Origin of the sequence: Hominimerdicola aceti (genome assembly GCF_025567495.1) — a bacterium.
Taxonomy (GTDB): domain Bacteria; phylum Bacillota; class Clostridia; order Oscillospirales; family Ruminococcaceae; genus Hominimerdicola; species Hominimerdicola aceti.
In genome coordinates this window covers 21,092-43,428 of sequence record NZ_JAOQJZ010000011.1, presented here as the reverse complement: position 1 = coordinate 43,428, position 22,337 = coordinate 21,092, and the positions used below count along the sequence as shown (strand labels likewise).

The window sequence follows — 22,337 nt, the reverse complement described above, 5'->3', positions numbered from 1 at the left end:
AGGCTTTAATTTTAATGATTTCCGCTACAATACTCAGGCTCGTTGGACTTCTTGTAATATCCAGTTGCCGTGCTATAGCATGAATTTGACGCAAGCTTACCTGTCTTTGTGCAGTAGGTGAGCTTTTCAACTGTATCAGGCATTTTGAAAGTCTTGTCAAATGACTTATGCTTCTCATTCTCAGCGATATCACCAAAAACGTTCTTCCAAATCGCACCGATATTCTGATACTCGTTCGTAGGGATAGTGGCAGGGTTTTCATAACCTATCCAGATACCTGAAACGTAGTCAGGAGTACAGCCTACAAAAGAGAGGTCAAACCAGTCAGATGAAGTACCTGTCTTACCGACAAGGTCAGTATTGTTTAGCTTAGCATATCTACCAGTACCGTCCTGCTGAGTTATAACATTCTGCATCATTCTGTTCATAACGTAAGCAGTAGACTCGCTGATAGCCTGCTTGTATCCGTCGCTCTTTTCATAGATAGCGTTTCCGTCAGCGTCCTCTACCTTTGAAACGTAGGTAACATCATACTTCTTACCGCCATTGCCGAATATCATATAAGCGCCTACAAGCTCCTCAAGCTTAGTACCATTTGTAAGACCGCCGACAGTTACTGGTGAATAGTCAGCGTCGGAGTCTGCAAGCGTAGTGATGTCAAGCTTTTCCTTAAGGAAGTTATAGGAATAAGCAGGTGTCATTTTTTTGATAAGCTGTGCAGGAAGCGTATTAAGCGACCTTGTGAGCATTTCCACAGTTGTAAGCTGCTGATAAGACCAGTTTGCACTGTCGCCTGTTTCAGAATAGTTTACAGGCCACTTTTTGTCCTTGCCCTTTACCTTAATAGTGATAGGCTCATCAGTGAACAGCGTTGACCATGTCATAAGGTCCTGATCCAGCGCTGGAGCGTATGACGCAATAGGCTTGATACAAGAACCTGGTGAACGTTTGGCATCAGTAGCAATATTATAAACTCTCGACTCCTCTTTCTTATCACGTCCGCCAACGATAGCCTTAACATTGCCCTGATAGTCCATGGCGATAAAGCCTGACCATAGAGTATCGTCCTTTTTGTTCATTTCATAGGTGGTGAAATTGCTTTGCTTTTGCATTTCCTTTTCCACCTTCTTCTGCATACTTCTGTCAACAGTGGTATATGCAGTAAATCCGCCGTCATAAAGTCTTGCGGAAGCGTCCTCCCATGAAATGCCATAATAATCAGCGATTATCTGTATAGTCTGATTGATAGCAGCGTCCATGAAATAAGATGTCGGACCCTGATCTTTTGTTTCGTCCTCATAGATAGTTGAGCTTGTATATGTTATATCACCTGTTATTTTAAGCTCATAGTTGAGGGCTTCGTTATATTCCTGCTCAGAAATTGCACCGTTATCGAGCATATGATCCAGCGTATACTTCTGTCTGAGCTTGTTGTTTTTCATATTATCATATGGGTTGTTTGCAGCAGGCCAGCTTGTCATACCCGCAAGTGAAGCTGCCTCAGCAAGGTTAAGATCCTTTACGTCCTTGCCAAAATAGAAGTTTGCAGCAGCCTGAACTCCGATGATATCATACTCCTGAGTTGTCAGTGGCACAAGGTTAAGATAGCTTTGGAGGATATCTTCCTTTGTGTAGGTCTTTTCCACGTTGATAGAACGGAAGATCTCTCGTATCTTACGCTCGATACCATGGATAGAATCTCTGGAGTCATCACCCGTGATGTTCTTGATAGTCTGCTGAGTGATAGTCGAACCACCTATCTGTCTGCCGCCGTATATCGGTATGAATACATTGACAAATGAAGCGAACGTTCTCTTGAAGTCAACGCCGTCATGAGAATAAAATCTCTCGTCCTCGGTGTACACAAAAGCATCCTGAACATACTGAGGGATATCCTCAAGATCAGCCCATACAACGTGCTTATTGCTGTTTTTCAGAGCATAATAAAGGTCATACTCCTGTGAATCCTCATCATCTTCATCATAGTCAGGGTTGACAGACAAAAATCTCGAAATGTTGCTTGTTTCCGTCTTGTCCAGGCTGATAGTTGTTGTGGTATCTGCAAAGTTAAGGACGTAAATAGTCAGAACTGTTGCAAATATAGAACAGGTGATAATGAGTATCAGGAATATCGACAGCAAAGCTGTGCCTAATATTTTGAGAACTCTGACAGCAGGATTAGTGGATCTTTTCTTTTTGCGTTTTTTCACTGCCGTGTTTTTTATTTCATCCATAAATTTAACCTTTCGTCTTTATTTGATCTGATATTATTATACCACATACGAATCAAAAAGTTAAGTCTTTTCGGTAAATCTTTAGTTTTTTCTAAGGATTTTTTGACAGAACAAAGCTGCCGTTATTTCATTGAAAATAAAAAACGAGGGCGATCACTCGCCCCCATGAATTTTATTGCTTATTCAGCGTCCTCAGAAGCCTCGTCATCAGCAGGAAGCAAAGCTCTCATAGACAGGCTGATCCTTTTCTTGTCGAGATCAATCTCTGTGATCTGGCAATCAACTACCTGACCTACAGAAAGGATATCTGCAACATTGTTTACTCTCTGGTTAGCGATCTGAGAGATATGGATAAGACCGTCAATACCGTCAATGATCTGTGCAAAAGCACCAAAGCTTGTGATAGAAACAACAGTAGCCTTAACTACCTGACCTACCTCATAGTTAGCCTTGAAGATCTCCCATGGATTCTCAGAAGCCTTCTTATATGTCAATGAAACCTTCTTTGTTTCGCTGTCGATATCCTTGATAGTAACAGTGATCTTATCGCCAACAGAAACAACGTCTGAAGGGTGCTTGATCCTGTTCCAAGAAAGATCCATTCTTCTGATAAGGCCGTCAACACCACCGAGATCTACGAATACGCCGTAATCTGTGATAGACTTAACTGTACCCTCTACCTCAGAACCGATCTGAGCTGTCTCAAAGAACTTAGCCTGAGCTGCTGCTCTTTCCTCTCTTGCTACTGCACGGATAGAACCAACTGCTCTCTGCTTAGCCTCGTTTACCTCAAGGATCTTGAAGCTTACTGACTGCTTGAGCAGATCGTTAAGATCGAAATCTCTTCTTGGAGCTGCCTGTGAAGCAGGGATAAATACCTTAACACCGTTAGCTGATACGAGTACGCCGCCCTTAACAACGTTTGTAACTGTACCTGTAAGTGTAGCGTCAGCCTCCTTAGCCTCAACTATCTTCTGGAAACCAAGAACTGCGTCAACCTTCTTCTTAGAAAGTGTAACGATACCCTCCTGGTCATTTGTCTTAAGAACGATCAGATCGATCTTGTCGCCTACCTTTACGATATCCTCTGGCTTCTTAGTAGGATCATCTGTAAGTTCAGATGCAGGAATATAGCCTGTGTGCTTTGTTCCGATATCTACGGCTACTTCACCGTTATTGATATCGGTGACAACGCCCTCAACCTTCATTCCCGTATGTATTTTTTTCAGAGTCTTTTCCAGTTCCTCCTCAAAATTAAATTCTTCGTCAACATTGTTCAACATTTCACTCATGGTCTGTTGTACCTCCTTGATTATATAAGCCGGCGTCGATGCACCAGCAGAAATCCCGATAAATTTTGCACCTGATAAGTCAATATCACATGCCCTCAGTCCTTCGGCGTCCTCCACAAGCCAACATTTGCAATATTCATCGCATATGGCTTTAAGCTTGTGAGTATTGGAGCTGTGCAGCCCTCCGACTATTATCATTATGTCGGCAGCCTTCGCAAGCTCCGCCGCCTCCTTCTGTCTTTCAGAAGTGGCACTGCATATGGTGTTATACACCACAGCTTCAGGCAGATACCTCTCAAAAAGCTCTTCGCACTTTCTCCACATATTCTTATTATACGTTGTCTGAGCCAGAATTGCAACCTTTTTTGACGAAAAATCTTTCTCTTTCACCAAATTTTCAAAATCGTCACATGAACTGAACACATAACTCTCTCCGCTGCAATGACCTCTTATACCCATTATTTCCGGGTGAGCCTCATCACCTGCGATAAGAATAACGTATCCCTCGCCCGATTTTTCGGCTGCTATCTTGTGTATCCTTGCCACAAAGGGACAGGTAGCGTCAATTACTTCCGCACCTACCTTTGCAAGCTTTTCATACACGTCCAGTCCAACGCCGTGGGATCTGATAACAACTGTCTGGTCTTTCGTGACCTTATCCACATCGGTGGAGTAAACTCCTTTTGCTTCAAGGTCAGAAACTACGTTTGGATTGTGAATGATTGGGCCTAACGTTACAACATTATTTCGGTTATCTAATTCATTATACACTATTTTTACGGCTCTGTCTACACCAAAACAGAAACCTGCGGTCTTTGCAACGCAAATTTTACACTTTGTTAACATTTAATGTACCAACTCCGTGATATTTTTCATGATCTCGTTCTTGATAGTCCTAAGAGAATGAGGGTCGGTGGCTGTAACGCCTATCTCGCCAGGCACTATAGGCTTGCCAAATCTTACAACTACACGCTTTCTGAATTTGAGCTTGCCCTCGAAATTGATACCAACAGGGACCACAGGCACCTGAGCCACAGCCGCCACCAATGCAACGCCTGTTTTGCCCTTTCCTACCTTGCCGTCCTTTGAACGTGTTCCCTCGGGGAATATAACAAGGTTTCTTCCCTTTTCAAGCTTCTCTATAGATGTATCTATGACCTGAGTGTCGCCCTTTCCTCTTGTAACAGGGAATGCTCCGAACGCTTTTATAAGCAGGGTGAAGAACACATTCTGATGAAAAAGCTCCTCCTTAGCCATATAAGAAAGCGGCACTCTTGTTGGCAGTGCGATAAAAACAGGGTCCTGATAGCTTCTGTGATTTGATGCGAATATATTCCCACCGTCCTTTGGGATATTTTCCGTACCCTCGAAAGTGATGTTAAAATACAGATGATAAAGTCCGATAACGATATATCTCAGCACTGTGTACCAAAACATATGGAAATGACCAAGCCTGTGTTCTTTTTTCACAGGTCTCACCGGCATTATCTCTTTTATCTTACGCTCTTTTTTTTTAGTCTTGTCGGTTATTACCTTGTAGATAGCCTCAACAGACTCTTCAAGAGTCAACTCAGTAGAGTCCACCTCAACAGCATCATCAGCCTTTTTCAGCGGTGCTATCTCTCTGTGTGTATCGTTATAGTCACGCTGGATTATATCCTGCAATACCTCGTCATATGTAGACTTGTCGCCCTTTTCCTGAAGCTCCTTGAAACGTCTTTCTGCTCTTGCCTCTGGAGCGGCTGTGAGAAATATCTTCACGTCAGCGTTTGGCAAAACCACAGTACCGATATCTCTGCCATCCATGATGATGTTGTTTTCTTTTGCGATATTCTTCTGAAGTTCAAGCAGAAATTCTCTTACCTCAGGTATAGCAGACACCTTTGACGCACCCATGGATATCTCAGGCGTTCTTATTTTGTCTGAAACGTCCTCGTCATTGAGCATTACTCTCTGCCCTGCTTCTGTGTAGCAAAGCTTTATGGATATCTCACCAAGAAGGGGTTTTATCTGCTCAGGGTCTGAAAGGTCTGCACCCTTGCTTATAACATAATAAGCTATAGAGCGGTACATCGCACCTGTGTCTACATATACATATTCAAGCTTTTTCGCTACCGCCTTTGCGATAGTGGACTTTCCTGCTCCGGAAGGTCCGTCGAGAGCCACGTTTATTCCCATATTAAAATCTCCTTATCCTATTTTATCCGCACAGCTATACGCCGTGGAAAACGCTATCTGCAAATTAAAGCCCCCTGTATAAGCGTCAACGTCAAGCACCTCACCGATAAAGTAAAGTCCTTTACACAGCTTTGACTCCATTGACCGTGGGTCTATCTGCGAAACATCAACTCCTCCACGGGTGATGATAGCTTCCTCTACAGGGCGCATACACTTCACCGTGAACGTTAGCTTTTTCACTGTGGAAACAAGCCTTTCACGCTCCTCACGGGTTATCTGATTGACCTTTTTCTCAGGGTCGATGCCGCACCTTTTTATTATAAGTGGTATTATCTTTGAAGGCAGCAGTTTGCCCAGTGAATTCTGAAAATCCCTGTTTGGAAAATCACCGAAATCACGAAGTATCCTGCTGTCAAGCTGTTCATGGCTCAGTGCAGGTTTAAGGTCGATATCCATATAATACCTTGACTTGTTCATATCACCAAGGTGAGCCGAAGCCGAAAGTACAAGAGGTCCGCTCAGACCAAAGTGTGTGAAAAGCATTTCCCCAAGCTCGTGGAAAAGTGGTTTATCTCTGTCCTCTTCACGAAGCGTCAAGGTGCAGTTTCTAAGGGAAAGCCCCATTGCAGAAGCACATTCCTCACGCTCATAAGTGACTACAGGGCAAAGTGACGGAGTTATTGCCGTGACCTTATGCCCCACAGACTTCGCAAGCCTATAGCCGTCGCCTGTTGAGCCTGTCCGTGGATAGGACTTTCCGCCAGTTGCAACGATAACGCTGTCTGCGTAATAATCCCCATGCTCGCATTTAAAACCCTCTGCTCTGCCGTCCTTTATGATAAGCTCTTTTACCTCATCGTCGATAAACTGCACACCACTGTCCTCGCAGGCTTTCACAAGTGCTTTTACGATATCCTTTGCGTTGTCGCTCACAGGGAAAACTCTGTTGCCACGCTCAGTTTTAAGCTCCACCCCAAGGCACTCAAAAAAGCTCATAACGTCCTCTGGAGAAAATCTGCTCAGTGCTGAATACATGAACTTGCTGTTGCGTGGGATATTTTTCATAACAGTGTCAGCGGTACAGTTGTTTGTGACGTTACACCTGCCCTTTCCTGTTATCATGAGTTTTCTGCCCTGACAGCCGCTATGCTCGATAACAGCAACGCTCTTTCCACGCCAGCCAAGCTGAACTGCGCAGAACATTCCTGCCGCACCTGCGCCTGCTATAACTGCGTCAAATCTTCTCACTGTGTATCTTCCTCGCTTTTTGCGTAAACATCATACTCAGCCCATACCTTTTCAAGACGTTCAAAGGTCTGGGACACTCTGTCGATATTTCTTATGGATACCGCAACGATAAGTGCATTTATAAGGCTCAGCGGTGCAACGAGAGAGTCAACGAACGAAGCCATATCGCTTCTTGCAAGAAGCAGGCTGTCTGCATACTTTGCGATAGGCGAAGCCTTTGAGTCTGTTATAGCTATAACGTTCGCACCGTTGCTCTTTGCATACTTCAAAGCCTTGACAGTCTGCTTTGAATACCTCGGGAAAGATATGCCTATCATGGCGTCCTTTTCGTCTATTCTCATTATCTTTTCAAAAAGCTCGGAAGTAGTCGTACTCTGAACAAGCTTTACATGTGGGAAAATAAGTCCAAGATAATAAGCAAGGAACGAAGCGATAGAAGCTGCACTTCTCGTACCCATTATGTAAAGGGTATTGCAGGATACGATAGTGTCAACGGCATTGTTAAAGTCCTCCTTTGAGGTTTCCTCCAAAGTACGCCTTATCTTGTCGATGTCGAGGTTGAGTACCCTTTCAAGCACGTTGTCACTGCTCATAAGGTCGGAAGTGACCTCTATTCTCTGAACAGTTGTAAGCTTGTTTCTCATAAGCTCCTGCAAGCCTTTTTGAAGGGCAGGATAGCCGTCATAGCCAAGCTCCGAGGCAAATCTTACCACCGTTGATTCGCTGACGCCCACGGTTTTTCCAAGCTTCTGAGCCGTCATAAAAGCCGCTTTGTCATAATGGGAGAGAATGTAATTCGCAATAAGCTTGTGTCCCTTTGATAAGCCTGAAAGCTTTTCATTGATAAGCGTAAATAAATCTTTTTCCATTTCTATCTATACCTTTCAGCATATATTTAAGCCCACAGATCCTCCTGTAGGGCGAGTATCCTTTTTCTTCTTGCTTCTGTTTTGTCCTTATCTGGGATATAAACGCCGTCCTTTAAAATAAGCACGTAACCCTCATGAACGTCTTTTGTTTCAGAAAGCGGTATATCCTTTTTTTCACCCTGCTCAGTTTCGCACACGGCATAGCCGTTTTCTATCCTGTCAACTATAAGAATCTCTTCCATATCACTTTTCACCCTTTTCAGCAGAAACGCTCAGACCCTCGCCATCTGAGCTGAAAACTATCGTTCCCACATCTGCAGTGACATACAAATGGGAAGCATATTTTTTCAGCCTTGTGACAGTTTCCTCGTGTGGGTGACCATACTTGTTGCCCTTGCCGCAGGATATAACAGCATATCTCGGCATGACCTTGTTAAGAAAATCGACCCCCGAAGAAGTGGAACTGCCATGATGACCTGCTTTAAGCACCTTTGCGGAAACATCATAACCCTGAGAAAGTATATCTTTCTCTTCAGTGGTCTCGCAATCCCCCGTGATAAGAAAGCTGTTCTCACCGTCTGTTATCTTCACAAGGGTGGAATAGTTATTAAGATCATCATAATCCTTTTTTGGTGTGAAAAGCTCCACCTTACAGCTTCCAAGCTCAAATTCCATAGGCTTTGCCTGTGTTATCTTCAAGCCCTTTGCCTTTATGCTTTTGAGCATTTTCTCATATATCGTTGTGGTGGGCGTCATATCAGCCTTAACTTTCGGCATAATGAATTTATCCACCTGAAACTGGTCTATTATCTCGCTCATTTCACCAATATGGTCAGCGTGAGGGTGGGTGGCAATGAGATATTTTAACTCTGTCACTCCCTGCTTTTCAAGATATTTTTCTATTTTATTACTGTCATCTTTATCGCCGCTGTCAATGAGCATAGCCTCGCCTTGTGATATCACAAGGGTGCTGTCGCCCTGACCAACGTCGATAAAATGCACCTCTGTCTGAGCGTGTTCCGCCGGCTTGTCCTCAACGCCTGCCTTGATAAGCAAGCTGTCGAAAGAAACTAACCCTGTCAGGTCAAGCACTGTAAAAAGCAGCACCACAAAAACCGCTATGAGCGTTACCGCCTTTTTAAGCGGTGCTGTCGAATTTTTCTTTTTCGCAGATCTGCCTGCCATGTTATCCCTTTCCGCCTGAGCTATCTTCTTGCCTGCATTTCAGCCCATTCTTCTTTTGTTATGTTTATCTTTCGTGCCTTAGAGCCTTCCTGTGGTCCTATTATGCCCATTTCCTCTATCTCGTCCATGATACGGGCGGCTCTAGGGAAACCGAGCTTTAGCTTTCTTTGCAAGAACGCAGTGGAAGCGTTATTTGTCTGCACGATTATGGATATTGCCTGATTTACAAGGTCATCATCAGGATTTACGGAAACATTATCGCTGCCTGCCGAACCGCTGTCCTTAGGCTGTGGAGTATTCTCCTCCACCTCTGCGATAACTTCATCACTGTATTCTGCGGTATGCTCGTTCTTGAGGAAGTTTACAACCTCTCTTATCTCAGAAGTCGCTGCATAGCCGCTCTGCATTCTTATAGGCTTTTTAACGCCAACAGGCTTATAAAGCAGGTCACCATTTCCAAGAAGCTTCTCTGCACCGCTTTCATCAAGTATAACTCGTGAGTCAACATTGCTGGATACACTAAGAGAAACTCTCGATGGGATATTTGACTTGATAAGTCCTGTCAACACGTCCGCTCTAGGGGACTGTGTTGCGATTATCATATGTATTCCTGCCGCACGAGCGAGCTGTGCAAGTCTTAAAACTGAGTCCTCTACCTCGCTTCTCGCAGCCATCATAAGATCGGCGAACTCATCGACCACAATAACTATCTGCGGCAGCAGGTCGATCTTTGCACGGACTTCGTCCTGCTCCTCGGCAGGCTTATTGCGTTCTTCAAGAACCATGTCGTTAAACTCCTGCAAGTTCTTTACATTGTTCGCCTCGAACATAAGATAACGCTTGTTCATTTCATTTACCGCCCAGCCAAGCGCACCAGCCGCCTTTAAAGGCTCGGTAACAACAGGGATAAGCAAATGAGGTATCTTATTATAAATAGGAAACTCGACTTTCTTAGGGTCGATAAGTATAAGCTTTACTTCGTCAGGGGACGCATGGTAAAGTATAGAAAGTATGATAGAGTTTGTAAAAACAGATTTACCTGAACCTGTTGTACCTGCAACGAGCATATGCGGCATTTTGGCGATATCGCCGATAATGATATTACCCTCGATATCCTTGCCCACTGCAAAGGTAAGCTTGCCCTTTGCCTTTCTGTATTCCTCGCTGTCGATAAGCTCACGGAGAGAAACCGTATCTCTATGATCGTTCGGCACTTCTATGCCTATGCACGCCTTGCCCGGCACAGGAGCTTCGATACGAACGCTCATTGCCGCGAGGTTAAGTGCGATATCGTCTGCAAGACCCGTTATCTTCGACACTCTTACGCCTGCTGCAGGCTGAAGCTCATATCTTGTAACAGACGGACCTCTGTGTATGCCCACGATCCTTGTTTTAGCGCCATATGTTTCAAGCGTTTCCACAAGCTTCGCAGATTTCTCTTGTATCTCCTGCTGGACTATCTCGGAAGCCACAGGATTATTAGCATATTTGAGTATATCCACAGGCGGATAAACGTAAGCAGATATTTTATTATCTTTCTCAAAGAACGTTGTCTGACCGTTCTTATCAACATTCACTACTGGTGGCTTAACAGGCTCATCCTTGGACTTCTTTTCTTCTCTGCTGTCGCCTATGGCGTTTTCTATTATCTTTTTAAGCTCCTCATTATCGGTAGTCTTAGCCGTTTCTTCAAGCTTTTCATGTGTTATCACAGGAGCTTTCACAGGGTGGACCGGCATATCTATCTTTGAAGCGTCCACCTTGTCGGTAGCTTCTTCCGCCTCTGCAACAGGCACAAAGGCTTCCGCCGCAGTGTCAGGGCCATCATCAGGATAGAACTTTGCAATATCCACTCTGCCGTTACGCTTAGGTTCTTTCTTCTCTCTTGGAGGCTTCGGAGGCTGAGCCGCACGCTCGATACGCTCCTCGTTCACCGCTTCATAGCTCTTTACAAAAGGCTTTGAAATCGCTTTGAGAAGCTGCGGAAGCGTAACATTTGTAAGCAGCATTATAAAAGTGAACGCCACAAGCACGATAACGATACCTGCGCCAACTCTTTTGAAAAGCGAAAGCAAAGGCCAGCCAAGCAATGCGCTTGCAAGTCCGCCGCCACGGAGCTGTTTTCCATCATTGAAAAGCCCCACAAGTTTGAGCCAGAACGAACTTCCGTCCACAGAGCCCACTTGGATTATCTGAGCCATGCCGCTTATAAGAAGCATAAGAACGCTTCCCTCCACCACCTTCGCTATGACCTTGTTGTGTGTCACATCTGAAGCTATCATAAGGGCAACATAGATGATCATAGGTGCAAACAGAAATACTGTCACGCCGAAAAGTCCTCGGTTCAGCTCATGGAGCCATTTCCACAAGCCGTCCCCCTCCACGAACGTGATAAGCAATTCAAGTATGCCAAAAAAGAAAAGTATGTAAGACCAGAAGCGTCTGTTCTCTCTTTCTCTCACTGCTGTCATGGAATTTGACTGTGGCGGCTTGCTCTGAGGCTTTTGCTGTTTTGTATTCTTTTTTGCAGCTTGCGCAGGCTTTTGTGCGGGCTTTTTCTTTGCCGCTGTCTGCTTTGGCGCAGGCTTTGAGCCTTTCTTTTGAGCTGCCATTTATTTTACCATTCCTTTCGGTATTTGTCTTATTTAAGCAAATAAAGGCAAAATGTTATTTGCCTTTATAACCCACAAAAAAGCCTGAAAACAGAATTTCAAGCTTTTTCACAGAAACTGTATTATCTTATGTCATTACTTTGCAAAGGATATAGGGTGACCCATGCACATCTCGATAAATGAGATAACAAGGACTATGACGCCAAGCACAAGGGTATAATAAGCAAACACCTTGAATTTATCCGTTTTAACGAGCCAGTTTACAAGCTTGATAGCACAAAGTCCCACAAATGCGGCAACTACAAATCCAACTGCACAGCTAACCCAATCTATATCAGCATGTGTTGAAACTGCATCCTTGACTTCAAGCAGACAGCTCATAAGTATAACAGGTATGCCCAGAATGAAAGAATACTTTACCGATGTTTCTCTGGTCATGCCTGAGAAAAGTCCTGCTGAGATAGTCGAGCCTGATCTTGAAACGCCAGGCAACAGTGCAACTCCCTGAAAAAGTCCGACCGTTATTGCGTCCTTATAAGCTATATTGCCCTGAGTCTTTTTACCCTTTACACAGCGGTCTGACATAAAAAGTATTGCCGATGTATAAAGGAAACAAAGACCCTCTGCAAAAATGCTTGAATCCTCTGCAATGCCCTCAAACCAGCCCTTAAATGGCAGGAACGGTACAAGGCAGAAGCAGGAAACTATTATCATAACTATCATACGCCGTGGAGGATTCATATTTTTAAGAGTGAACTTGCCCGTAAAAATATCCTTTATCATAACGCCAAGCTCTTTTATCATATCCCATATTGTCTTCCTGAAAGCCACAAATACTGCTACCAGCGTGCCAAGGTGAAGTATCGCCGAGAAAAACAAAGCTCCCTCTCCGCTGTTTCCTGTAAAATGCTGATACAGTGAAAGATGTCCTGAACTTGAAACTGGAAGAAACTCCGTCAAGCCCTGAATTATAGCCTGAAAAATCGCATTGATGATACCCATTGCTGTCCTCCGAAATTTTGTTGTTTGTCAGAGATAAAAGCCGTCACGGCTGAGATAATGTGCCGGGTCTGTGTCCACAGCAGTATCATCACCCTCAAACTCTTCTCCGATATCTACGTCAGTCCTGAATACGTCATAAAGGTCGATTATTGTCTGAAACATTTTCAGCTTTCTCCTTTTCAGAACTGTTTTCTATCATATCATAAAGGCAGTCTATCGCCTCGGAAAGCCCTCCGAGCCTGTCGATAAGCCCCTCTTTTACAGCCTGCTCCCCGTCGATAACAGAACCAACGTCCATTACAAGCTCGCCCGTTGACATCATAAGCTCACGGAAACGCTCAGGCTTTATGGCTGAATTATCGCACACAAAGCGAACTATCCTTTCCTGCATTTTATCAAAATAAGAAAGCGTCTGAGGTACTCCCAGCACAAGCCCGTTCATTCTAACAGGGTGTATAGTCATTGTGGCGCTTGGCACTATAAATGACTTTTTCGCACACACCGCCAACGGCACGCCTATGGAGTGACCTCCGCCCACAACCATTGACACAGTAGGCGTTTTCATACTAGCAATAAGCTCTGCAATGGCAAGTCCTGCTTCCACATCTCCGCCCACAGTGTTGAGGATTATCACAAGTCCCTCGATGCTTCTATCCTGCTCGATAGCAACAAGGGCAGGTATGATATGCTCATACTTGGTGGTCTTGTTTTGTGCAGGCAAAATATAATGTCCCTCCACCTGACCGATAATGTTCAGGCAGTGTATAACGTGCTTTGCATCTGGCAATGTGACAGAACCCATTTCCTTTATCTGCCTTATATCCTCAGCAAGCTTTTCGCTCTCTACATTTTCTTCTTGTTCAGACACTCAGATACCTCCCGTTCTTCATTAGTAACTTTCGTCACAAGAGAAGTATTTGCAGTGTTCATTGAAAATATGCAGGAAAACCGCCACACCTTTAATATAATAGCACAAGTTCTACCTAATGTCAACAACTTGCAAGGGCTAAAAAAAACAATTTTGCAGGAAATTTACGCTATCCTGCAAATTATTTATAAAAAGTTTAAATCTATTTTTGATACTCCTCAGCAAGCACCTGTTCACACCAAAGTATAAGATCCGCGAAATCTTCCTTGTCAAGATAGGAGAAATACTTGTTCACAGCCTCACCCTCAGCAGCTTCTATGGTGTCCGTCAGGCAATAGCCGTCAGAAGAAATAGTTATCTCTGTTTTGGTGTTCTCTTTAAGTCCTAGAGTTATCTGTATAAAATCAAGTCCCGGATCTTTAGACGGCGCCGTCCTGTATGAAGCGTTGCCGAAGCTGTCTATCATTTTCACAAGCTCGTTGTAATCATCATGATCGGCAAGATAGCATTCTCCGTATTCTCCGCCTACTTTCACACAAACCTTTGCATATGCGCCCTCGTAGATATCATAATTATAAAAGTCATCAAAGCAAGCATAGTATATGCCGCCATTCTTTGTGAGCTTATAAAAGCCTTTGTACGCCTTATTTGTATCTATGCTGTCGGCTGATATCTTCTCAACAGAATCCCACTTATCCGAGCCGTCTGATGACACAACATTTTTACCGTCAGGAATCATAAGTGAATAAACAGCGTCCGTGCCGCTGTCATCAGCCTGCGACTCATATGTATAAAGGCTGTCAGCGGAGAATTTCTTATGCTTATAGTCACTTAAATTTCCGTCGCTGTCATATTTCATATACTGCATAGGAGCGTTGCGCTCCTTATCATAAGAAAGCTGTAGAATACCATTGCTCACCACAGTTATTTCAGTGTACTCATCAGCTTCAAGCACAACGTTTCCCGACTTGTCAAGAAGTCCCACTGCTCTGCCGTCACGATAAGTGAAGAAAAGATCCGCAAGAAGCTTTTCACATTTATATTCCTCAAAAGGCTGCTCCTCAACCTCGGCAACATACTGAGTGCTGTCAAAGCTTGTATAAAGCTTTCGTGAAAGCTCGTCAAGGCTTTTTATTTTATTCAGAAACTCCGGAAATTTGTATTCCTTGACCTTCACATTGCTTGGTTGAGCTGAGTCGCTTGTCTTTATCTGCGACACCGCAGACGACTGTGTTGTTTCTTTGTCTTTTTCACAGCCGAACATAGAAATTGTCAGCGTCAATGCAAGCGCAAGAGCCGCACATTGTTTTCTTTTTGTCATCGTTATCCCCTCGTATTTTATTTTGTTATCTCACAGCACGAGCCGTTACACTATATTATAATACACAAATCTGATTTTTGCAAGATATATTAAAACTTTTTATTCTTTATCATAGCAGTATGGTAATACGCTAAATGTTATAAAAGTGTTAAATGTTTAAAAGTGCCTTTACATATAGAATGTTTTGTGCTATAATATCCTAGTGGCAGTGTTGACATTGATAAATATCTGCTACTAATTTTGCTGTTTTATGGCAAGGAGGATAAAATTAAATGGTTAGAGCGATTGTCGGCGCAAACTGGGGCGACGAGGGTAAGGGCAAGCTTACCGATATGCTTGCTGAAAAGTCTGATATAGTAGTAAGATTTCAGGGCGGTGCTAACGCAGGACATACTATTGTAAATCACTACGGAAAGTTCGCTTTGCACACTTTGCCTTCCGGCGTATTCTATGATCACACAACAAATATTATCGGCAACGGTGTTGCACTTAATATCCCTGTATTTTTCAATGAGCTTAAAAAGGTAACTTCCGAAGGCGTTCCAATGCCTAAGATACTTATTTCCGACAGAGCGCAGATGGTAATGCCATATCACGTTTTGTTCGATCAGTACGAAGAAGAAAGACTCGGAAAGGCAAGCTTCGGCTCAACAAAATCGGGTATCGCACCTTTCTATTCTGATAAATATGCAAAGATAGGTTTCCAGGTACAGGAGCTGTTTGATGAGGAAGCCCTCAAGACAAAGATCAAGAGAGTTCTTGAAACGAAGAACATTCTTCTTGAACACCTTTATCATAAGCCTCCTATCGACGCTGACGAGCTTTTCAATACTCTTATGGAATACAAGGAAATGGTAGCACCATACGTTTGCGACGTATCTGCATTCCTTTGGAACGCTATCAAAGAGGGCAAGAACGTTCTTCTTGAGGGTCAGCTTGGCTCACTGAAGGATCCTGACCACGGTATCTATCCAATGGTAACATCTTCATCTACACTGGCAGCATACGGTGCTATCGGTGCAGGTATACCTCCTTATGAGATAAAGACTATCGTAACTGTTGTTAAGGCTTATTCTTCCGCAGTAGGCGCAGGCGCATTCGTTTCTGAGATATTCGGTGACGAGGCTGACGAGCTGAGAAGGAGAGGCGGCGACGGTGGAGAGTTCGGTGCAACAACAGGCAGACCTAGAAGAATGGGTTGGTTCGACTGCGTTGCAACTAAGTATGGCTGCCGTATCCAGGGCACAACAGACGTTGCTTTCACAGTAGTTGACGTTCTGGGCTATCTTGACAAGATACCTGTATGCGTAGGCTATGAGATAGATGGTGAGGTAACAACAGACTTCCCTACAACAGGAAAGCTTGAAAAGGCAAAGCCTGTTTTTGAAGTTCTCGACGGCTGGAAGTCAGACATCAGGGGAATCAAGAAGTATGAAGATCTTCCTGAAAACTGCAAGAAGTATATCGACTTCGTTGAAAAGCATATCGGCTTCCCTATCACAATGGTTTCAAACGGACCAAAGAGAGAGGACATCATCTACAGAGAAAGCCCACTTTCAAAGTAATTTCAGATATCACAAAAGGCTGCGGCAAAAAGTCGCAGCCTTTTTTCTATATTTTTGCCTTGTTAAGGAGATAGAGGATATCTTTCGGTGAATAGACTTCTATTGCTCCGTCACGGAGAAGCGCACACTGTCCTGCGTATTTCTCGCTGAAAATGTCATGAGGCGGTATAACAAAAACGTCTTTATTCTGGGATAAAGCATGATTTACAGTATTCAGGGTGCCGCTGCGTATTCCTGCTTCAACCACAAGAACGCAATGTGAAAGTGCCGAAACAATGCGGTTTCTTATACGAAAATTCTCAGGAACAGGTCTTGCCTGCGGGAAAAATTCCGATATGGCTACCCCATGTGTTGCTATCTCACGCTTGAAGCCCGTCCTGCCACGAGGATAATCATATTCTAGCCCACAGCCCATAACAGCTACAGTGCTTCCACCTGCACGCATCGCACTGCGGTGTGCGGCAGTGTCGATACCCATAGCAAATCCGCTTATGATATTAACCCCACGTTCTGCAAGAAAGCTTGAAAACTCCTCCGCCACGGCTACAGAATAATCGCTTGGTTCTCTAGTGCCGATAATGGCAACGCTCTTTTCAATAGACAGACAGCTTACATCGCCACGGCAGAAAAGCACAGCAGGTGGACATTCTATCTGTTTCAACCGTTCAGGATAAAGAGGATCGTCAGGGGTGAGGATGTATATACCCTTTTTCTCGCAGTATTCAGCCACCTGTTTCGCCTGAAAGAACGTACAGCAGGATATCTTTTCAGCCTCCTGCTGAGTAACATATCCACAGCGCAGTGACAATAGATCATCGCACATTTCTTCAACGCTGTCATAATATGACATAACGTCCCACAAACGCTTGTCCGCAGGTCCGAACGCAACATCGAGCCACAGCCACAACAGCTTTCTATCTGTATTTTCAAGCATTTTTCCCGCACCTCCAGTTGTCAGATTTCTTTTAATCTTATTGTATCATATTTTATTGTTAAAAACAACAAAATTTTATAGCATTTTGGTTAAATCAAACGATTTCGGTTGAAATGGGCAAGACCATATGTTATAATGGATATTGAAAATTTGAACTTGAAAGGATAGTTGCTTAATGGTAAACAAGCTTGACCTCAGCGGAGAATGGCTGCTGTGTCTTGACAAGGAATGTAAGGGTACTGACCTTGTTTTTGATGATACAATAAACCTTCCAAACACTACTTCCAACGCTAAAAAAGGCGAATACAATACTGAGAGAGAAACAGGCTTTCTTACAGACACATATAAATTTGAGGGCTTTGCATGGTTCAGAAAAAACGTTGACTTCTCTGCTCTGCAATGTGAAAATCTTAAACTTTATCTTGAAAGAACAAGAATAACTGAACTTTATATAGACGGCAAAAAGATAGGCAGGCAGGAGAGCCTTTGCACTCCGCACATCTATGACCTGAACGAGTATATCGGTACTGGCGTGCATGAAATGACTATCTGCGTTTCAAATGTTGGCTACAAGACCAAGGGCGGACACCTGACTTCACCTGACACTCAAACCAACTGGAACGGAATCACAGGACGCATCGAGCTTATAGGCTACAAAAACGCTCACGCTGAAAATGTTATGCTTTGGTGCGATATCCACAGCAAGACAGTAAGAGTGACTGCTGACATAACAGGGGGAAAAGGCGGAAAAGCTGTCATAAGCGCTGAGAGCTTCAACAGCGAAAAGAACCATACACCTGCTGTGCAGAGCTTTGAATACACAGACGGCAAGCTTGACGCTTTATACAAAATGGGCGACGATTGCCTGCTTTGGAGTGAGCATGAGCCTAATCTCTACAAGCTGAGAATAGATATCGACGGCGACATGAGCGAGCATATCATCGGTATGCGTGAGTTCAGAACTGAGGGTGGAAAGTTCACCATAAACGGCAAAAAAACCTTTCTCAGAGGAAAACATGACGGCATGATATTCCCTAAGACCGCTTTTGCACCTACCGACCTTGAGGAATGGCTGAGGATAATGAAGATATCAAAGTCATACGGCATGAACCACTACCGTTATCACACCTGCTGTCCCCCTGAGGCTGCGTTTATCGCTGCGGATATGCTTGGAATTTATATGGAGCCACAGCTTCCTTTCTGGGGAACTATCACAGAAGAGGGCGAGGAAAACCACAATCAGGAGGAGCAGGATTTTCTCGTTGAAGAGGGCTTCAATATGCTGAGATACTTCGGCAACCACCCTTCTTACTGCATGATGTCAATGGGAAATGAGCTTTGGGGCTCAAAGAAGATACTCAACGATATAATAGGCGGTTATAAGAAGTTCGACAGCAGACACCTTTATACACAAGGCTCAAACAATTTCCAGTGGTTCCCTAACGTTATAGAAAATGACGATTTCTTTGTTGGCGTAAGACTTGCAAATGACAGGCTTATAAGAGGCTCATACGCAATGTGTGATGCTCCTCTCGGTCATATTCAGACTGACAAGCCTGCGGCAAATCACGATTATGACAGCATTATAAGACCTAAGAAGCAGGCAAGCTCCACAGAAGTTTCTGAGGACGGCACTGTTCAGATACAGTACGGCACGACCATGAAAACTGTCAAGGCAAGCGAAGCTGACGCAGATTTTATCCCTGAAGTGCCTATCGTTACTCACGAAATAGGTCAGTATGAAACTTATCCGAACTTCAAGGAGATAGAGAAATACACAGGCTCCCTTAAAGCCAGAAACTTTGAGGTATTCAGAGAAAGACTTGATGAAAAGGGTCTGCTTCCGCTGGCTGAGGATTATTTCAAATGCTCAGGCAAGCTTGCTGTGCAGTGCTATAAGGAAGAAATGGAGGCTGTTTTCCGTTCAAGACTTCTTGGCGGTTTCCAGATACTCGATATTCAGGATTTCAGCGGTCAGGGTACTGCCCTTGTGGGTGTACTTGACGCATTCATGGACAGCAAGGGACTTATCACAGACAGCGAGTGGAGAGAGTTCTGCAATGACGCTGTTGTAATGGCGCGTTTTGACAGCTATGTTTTCGAGGCAGACAGCAGTTTCAAGGCGCACACAGAGCTTTGCAATTACAGACCTGACCTTAAAGAAGGCAAGCTTATTTGCACTCTCACTCTTGAAAACGGTGATGTCATTGGCAAGGTCGAAAAGAATTTTGTTGCAGAAGGCAACTACACTGACATTTGCGATGTAGAGTTTACTCTCCCACAGGTAACAAAGAACACAAAGGCTGTGCTTGCACTTGAAATTGAGGGTACTGACATACACAATCACTATGACCTTTGGGTGATACCGACAGTTGAAAAGACAGATATAAGCGGCGCATACATTTTTAACGAGGTAAATGACGAAGCTGAAAGTCTGCTGAAACAGGGCAAGACAGTGCTTATCGTCCCTGACCTTTCAAGGCTTGAAAATTCTATTGAGGGCTTCTACTGTCAGGACTTCTGGTGCTATCATATGTTCTGTATCATCTCACAGATGATGAAAAAACCTGACCCTGTTGGCACAATGGGACTTCTTATCGACACCGAACACCCTGCTCTTGCAGGCTTTGCAGGGGAAAAATACTCAACGCCACAGTGGTGGGAGATAGTTCAGAACTCACGCTCGGTTATTCTTGACGACTTTAAGGGCGAGAAAAATGTTATCGTGAGAACTATCGACAACTTTGACCGCAACCATGATCTTTCACTCCTCTACGAGTATGAAAAGAACGGCGGCAAGGTGGTAGTTTGCTCATGCGATTTTGATAAGCTTTCCAAGTCACCTGAGGGACGTGCGTTCATAAAGTCTGTTGTTGACTATGTAAGAAACTAACAGAATATTTATTGCTAAGGGCTGTACTGTTTTGCGGTACAGCCCTTATTATGTTTGTGCTTGTTGCATAAAACGCCCGCAAAACATTTGTCTGATATAACAAAAGTGCCGACACTACAGTGGCATATGGTTCACTTATTACGAAAAATGTGTTATAATTTAGGTGTATGTTATACAGGAAGGTGATGTTAAGTGCCAAAAGTAAAACGTTATAAATACAAGAATATTGCAGCGGCTCTTGCCATACTGCTTTTGATCATTCTGGGAATATCTACATCGTGCAGTTCAAAAGCTGACAGCCCTAAGAAAATTTCCGACAACTCGTCAAACTCCTCTACGGTCAAGGCTGACAGCAGCAGTAAAAAAGCTGTAAAAAAGCTTACGGGCAATTATATGTATGTTACCGCAAAAAACAAAACCGATATGGTAAATGGAGATCTTATTCTCGTTAATGGCGACCACTCATTCACCGGTACAGTGAATAACACAGACACAGTTTATTCCTATTTGTTTGACAAGAACGGAAGTCAAATAATGTCCACCAGCAGCACTCAACTGACGGCTAAAAAAGAGACCTTTGAAGCCTTTGGCAAAATGGGCAATGATTTTTATTCTGACAAGAAGATATCAACACTTATGATAAACACAGCTATGCCTGCGGAAGATGATGAAGACAGCAGCTCTGCCTGCTACGAGCATGACACTGGACTTGCCTTTGACCTGCATCTTTATGACGCAAGCACAGGCGCATATCCTGAGTTCACAGGCGAGGGAGATTATAGTTGGATATCTGAAAACTGCTGGAAATACGGACTTATCCTCAGATACCCAGAGGACAAAGCTGACATCACAGGTGTAAGCCCTATGGCTTATCATTTCAGATATGTTGGTATACCACACGCTGAGATAATGACAGCAAACAAGCTTTGCCTTGAAGAATACATAGATTTTGTCAAGGACTATACATTTGAAAAACCGCTCACATTCACGGCTTTTGATGACACTGAGTATTCAGTTTACTACGTTGCCGCAGACAAGGGCAGCACCACGAACGTGCCTGTACCACTTGATGACAGCAACAATGAGCGTCCTAACACTATCTCAGGCAACAACGTTGACGGTTATATCGTCTGCGTGAATATGACAGAAAATGCAGCACCTGCTGACTCGTCCTCTCAGACAGACCAGCAGGCGGCTACAGAATAAATTTTTTCGGAGGAAATAAAATGCTTAAAGAAACAGTAGAAATAAAAGTAGATTATGAAAAGGCTGGCGTTTCAGGCGAAGGCTGCGCACCTGTGCTTGATTGCTATTACAACACACTCACTGAAGAAATAGGCAGAAAGAAGCACAAGGCAATTATAATCTGCCCAGGCGGAGGATATGATTGGTGTTCTGAGCGTGAAGCTGAACCTGTTGCATTCAGATTTTTGGGTGCAGGCATATGTGCATTTGTGCTAAGATACTCATGCGTCAAGAAAAAATTTCCTACTGACGCTTTGGAATGTGCAGCGGCTGTCAAGTATGTTAGAGATAATGCGGAGAAATTTGACATTGACCCTGACAAGATAATAGTATGCGGTTTTTCAGCAGGCGGACACCTTGCGGCAACAATGGCAAACTTCTGGAACAGCGAGCTGCTCACAAGGCCTCTTGGCTGCAAACCTGAGGACATCAAGGTAAACGGCTCTATCTTGGGCTATCCTGTTATCACATCCGACCCTGAATACACTCATGAAGGCTCAATACTCAATATTATTGGCGAGGAAAAATCATCGGAGCTCAGAGAGCTTGTTTCAATGGAGAAGAGAGTATCGGAGAACACTCCTCCTACATTTATCTGGCACTGTGCTGATGATGGCTGTGTAAGGGTTGAGAACACACTTTGGTATATGTGCAGTCTTTCAAAGTATCACATTCCATTCGAGAGCCACATTTATGAATACGGTGGACATGGACTTGCATTGTGCGACGAAACCACTGCCACATGGGAAGGTCACTATCAGCCGGTGGCGGCTCATTGGGCAGAGGCGGCTATTGATTGGGTACATAGGCTATAAAAATATGTTGCGTGTGGCAACATATTTAAGCTAAAAAAATGACTCACATCAATTTGATATATACTCATATAGACAT

At 43.9% G+C, this 22,337-nt stretch carries 17 protein-coding genes; 4 read left to right on the top strand and 13 right to left on the bottom strand.

Features of this window, described 5'->3' with window-relative positions; translation table 11 throughout:
* Nucleotides 1-11: 11 nt before the first annotated feature.
* The 12 genes from OCV57_RS10550 to OCV57_RS10490 form a co-directional block, all read right to left on the bottom strand.
* On the bottom strand, nt 12-2,234 hold the full coding sequence (locus OCV57_RS10550) for a transglycosylase domain-containing protein (RefSeq protein ID WP_117923864.1): 2,223 nt from the start codon (nt 2,232-2,234) through the stop codon (nt 12-14).
* 179 nt (nt 2,235-2,413) lie between these two features.
* On the bottom strand, nt 2,414-4,372 hold the full coding sequence (locus tag OCV57_RS10545) for a bifunctional 4-hydroxy-3-methylbut-2-enyl diphosphate reductase/30S ribosomal protein S1 (RefSeq protein ID WP_022287303.1): 1,959 nt from the start codon (nt 4,370-4,372) through the stop codon (nt 2,414-2,416).
* On the bottom strand, nt 4,373-5,704 hold the full coding sequence (gene cmk / locus OCV57_RS14305) for a (d)CMP kinase (protein WP_046441017.1): 1,332 nt from the start codon (nt 5,702-5,704) through the stop codon (nt 4,373-4,375).
* Between the two features lie 12 nt (nt 5,705-5,716).
* Nucleotides 5,717-6,952, bottom strand: coding sequence for a BaiN/RdsA family NAD(P)/FAD-dependent oxidoreductase (locus OCV57_RS10530; RefSeq protein WP_195551457.1), 1,236 nt, complete (start codon nt 6,950-6,952; stop codon nt 5,717-5,719).
* The gene (locus OCV57_RS10525) at nt 6,949-7,821 is read right to left on the bottom strand and encodes a MurR/RpiR family transcriptional regulator (protein ID WP_022287306.1); all 873 of its coding nucleotides are present in this window, start codon (nt 7,819-7,821) and stop codon (nt 6,949-6,951) included. The genes OCV57_RS10530 and OCV57_RS10525 overlap by 4 nt, the downstream gene beginning before the upstream one ends.
* A gap of 26 nt (nt 7,822-7,847) precedes the next feature.
* On the bottom strand, nt 7,848-8,063 hold the full coding sequence (locus OCV57_RS10520; RefSeq protein ID WP_117957848.1) for a DUF3006 domain-containing protein: 216 nt from the start codon (nt 8,061-8,063) through the stop codon (nt 7,848-7,850).
* A gap of 1 nt (nt 8,064) precedes the next feature.
* On the bottom strand, nt 8,065-9,006 hold the full coding sequence (locus tag OCV57_RS10515; RefSeq protein ID WP_117897480.1) for a ComEC/Rec2 family competence protein: 942 nt from the start codon (nt 9,004-9,006) through the stop codon (nt 8,065-8,067).
* Nucleotides 9,007-9,026: 20 nt separating this feature from the next.
* Nucleotides 9,027-11,618 (bottom strand): FtsK/SpoIIIE family DNA translocase, encoded by a 2,592-nt coding sequence (locus tag OCV57_RS10510; protein ID WP_267301507.1) that lies wholly within the window; start codon nt 11,616-11,618, stop codon nt 9,027-9,029.
* A gap of 135 nt (nt 11,619-11,753) precedes the next feature.
* Nucleotides 11,754-12,620 (bottom strand): undecaprenyl-diphosphate phosphatase, encoded by an 867-nt coding sequence (locus OCV57_RS10505; protein WP_117856282.1) that lies wholly within the window; start codon nt 12,618-12,620, stop codon nt 11,754-11,756.
* A gap of 27 nt (nt 12,621-12,647) precedes the next feature.
* Nucleotides 12,648-12,782 (bottom strand): hypothetical protein, encoded by a 135-nt coding sequence (locus tag OCV57_RS10500; RefSeq protein ID WP_256321493.1) that lies wholly within the window; start codon nt 12,780-12,782, stop codon nt 12,648-12,650.
* Nucleotides 12,754-13,422 (bottom strand): ClpP family protease, encoded by a 669-nt coding sequence (locus tag OCV57_RS10495; protein WP_081856029.1) that lies wholly within the window; start codon nt 13,420-13,422, stop codon nt 12,754-12,756. Before OCV57_RS10495 ends, OCV57_RS10500 begins: the two co-directional genes overlap by 29 nt.
* A 268-nt stretch (nt 13,423-13,690) precedes the next feature.
* A complete protein-coding gene (locus tag OCV57_RS10490; protein WP_267301506.1) occupies nt 13,691-14,809 on the bottom strand; it encodes a hypothetical protein in 1,119 nt (372 codons plus the stop codon).
* A gap of 272 nt (nt 14,810-15,081) precedes the next feature.
* On the opposite strand from OCV57_RS10490, the gene OCV57_RS10485 reads away from it, so the two are divergent.
* A complete protein-coding gene (locus tag OCV57_RS10485; RefSeq protein ID WP_117856280.1) occupies nt 15,082-16,374 on the top strand; it encodes an adenylosuccinate synthase in 1,293 nt (430 codons plus the stop codon).
* Nucleotides 16,375-16,420: 46 nt separating this feature from the next.
* Here OCV57_RS10485 and dprA read toward each other — a convergent pair whose 3' ends face one another.
* Nucleotides 16,421-17,308, bottom strand: coding sequence for a DNA-processing protein DprA (gene dprA, locus OCV57_RS10480; protein ID WP_267301505.1), 888 nt, complete (start codon nt 17,306-17,308; stop codon nt 16,421-16,423).
* A 175-nt stretch (nt 17,309-17,483) separates the two neighbouring features.
* On the opposite strand from dprA, the gene OCV57_RS10475 reads away from it, so the two are divergent.
* The 3 genes from OCV57_RS10475 to OCV57_RS10465 all read left to right on the top strand — a co-directional run bounded on the left by OCV57_RS10475 (nt 17,484) and on the right by OCV57_RS10465 (nt 22,261).
* Nucleotides 17,484-20,201, top strand: coding sequence for a glycoside hydrolase family 2 TIM barrel-domain containing protein (locus OCV57_RS10475; RefSeq protein WP_267301504.1), 2,718 nt, complete (start codon nt 17,484-17,486; stop codon nt 20,199-20,201).
* Between the two features lie 192 nt (nt 20,202-20,393).
* Nucleotides 20,394-21,407 (top strand): M15 family metallopeptidase, encoded by a 1,014-nt coding sequence (locus tag OCV57_RS10470; RefSeq protein WP_267301503.1) that lies wholly within the window; start codon nt 20,394-20,396, stop codon nt 21,405-21,407.
* Between the two features lie 20 nt (nt 21,408-21,427).
* A complete protein-coding gene (locus OCV57_RS10465) occupies nt 21,428-22,261 on the top strand; it encodes an alpha/beta hydrolase (protein WP_267301502.1) in 834 nt (277 codons plus the stop codon).
* Nucleotides 22,262-22,337: the final 76 nt, after the last annotated feature.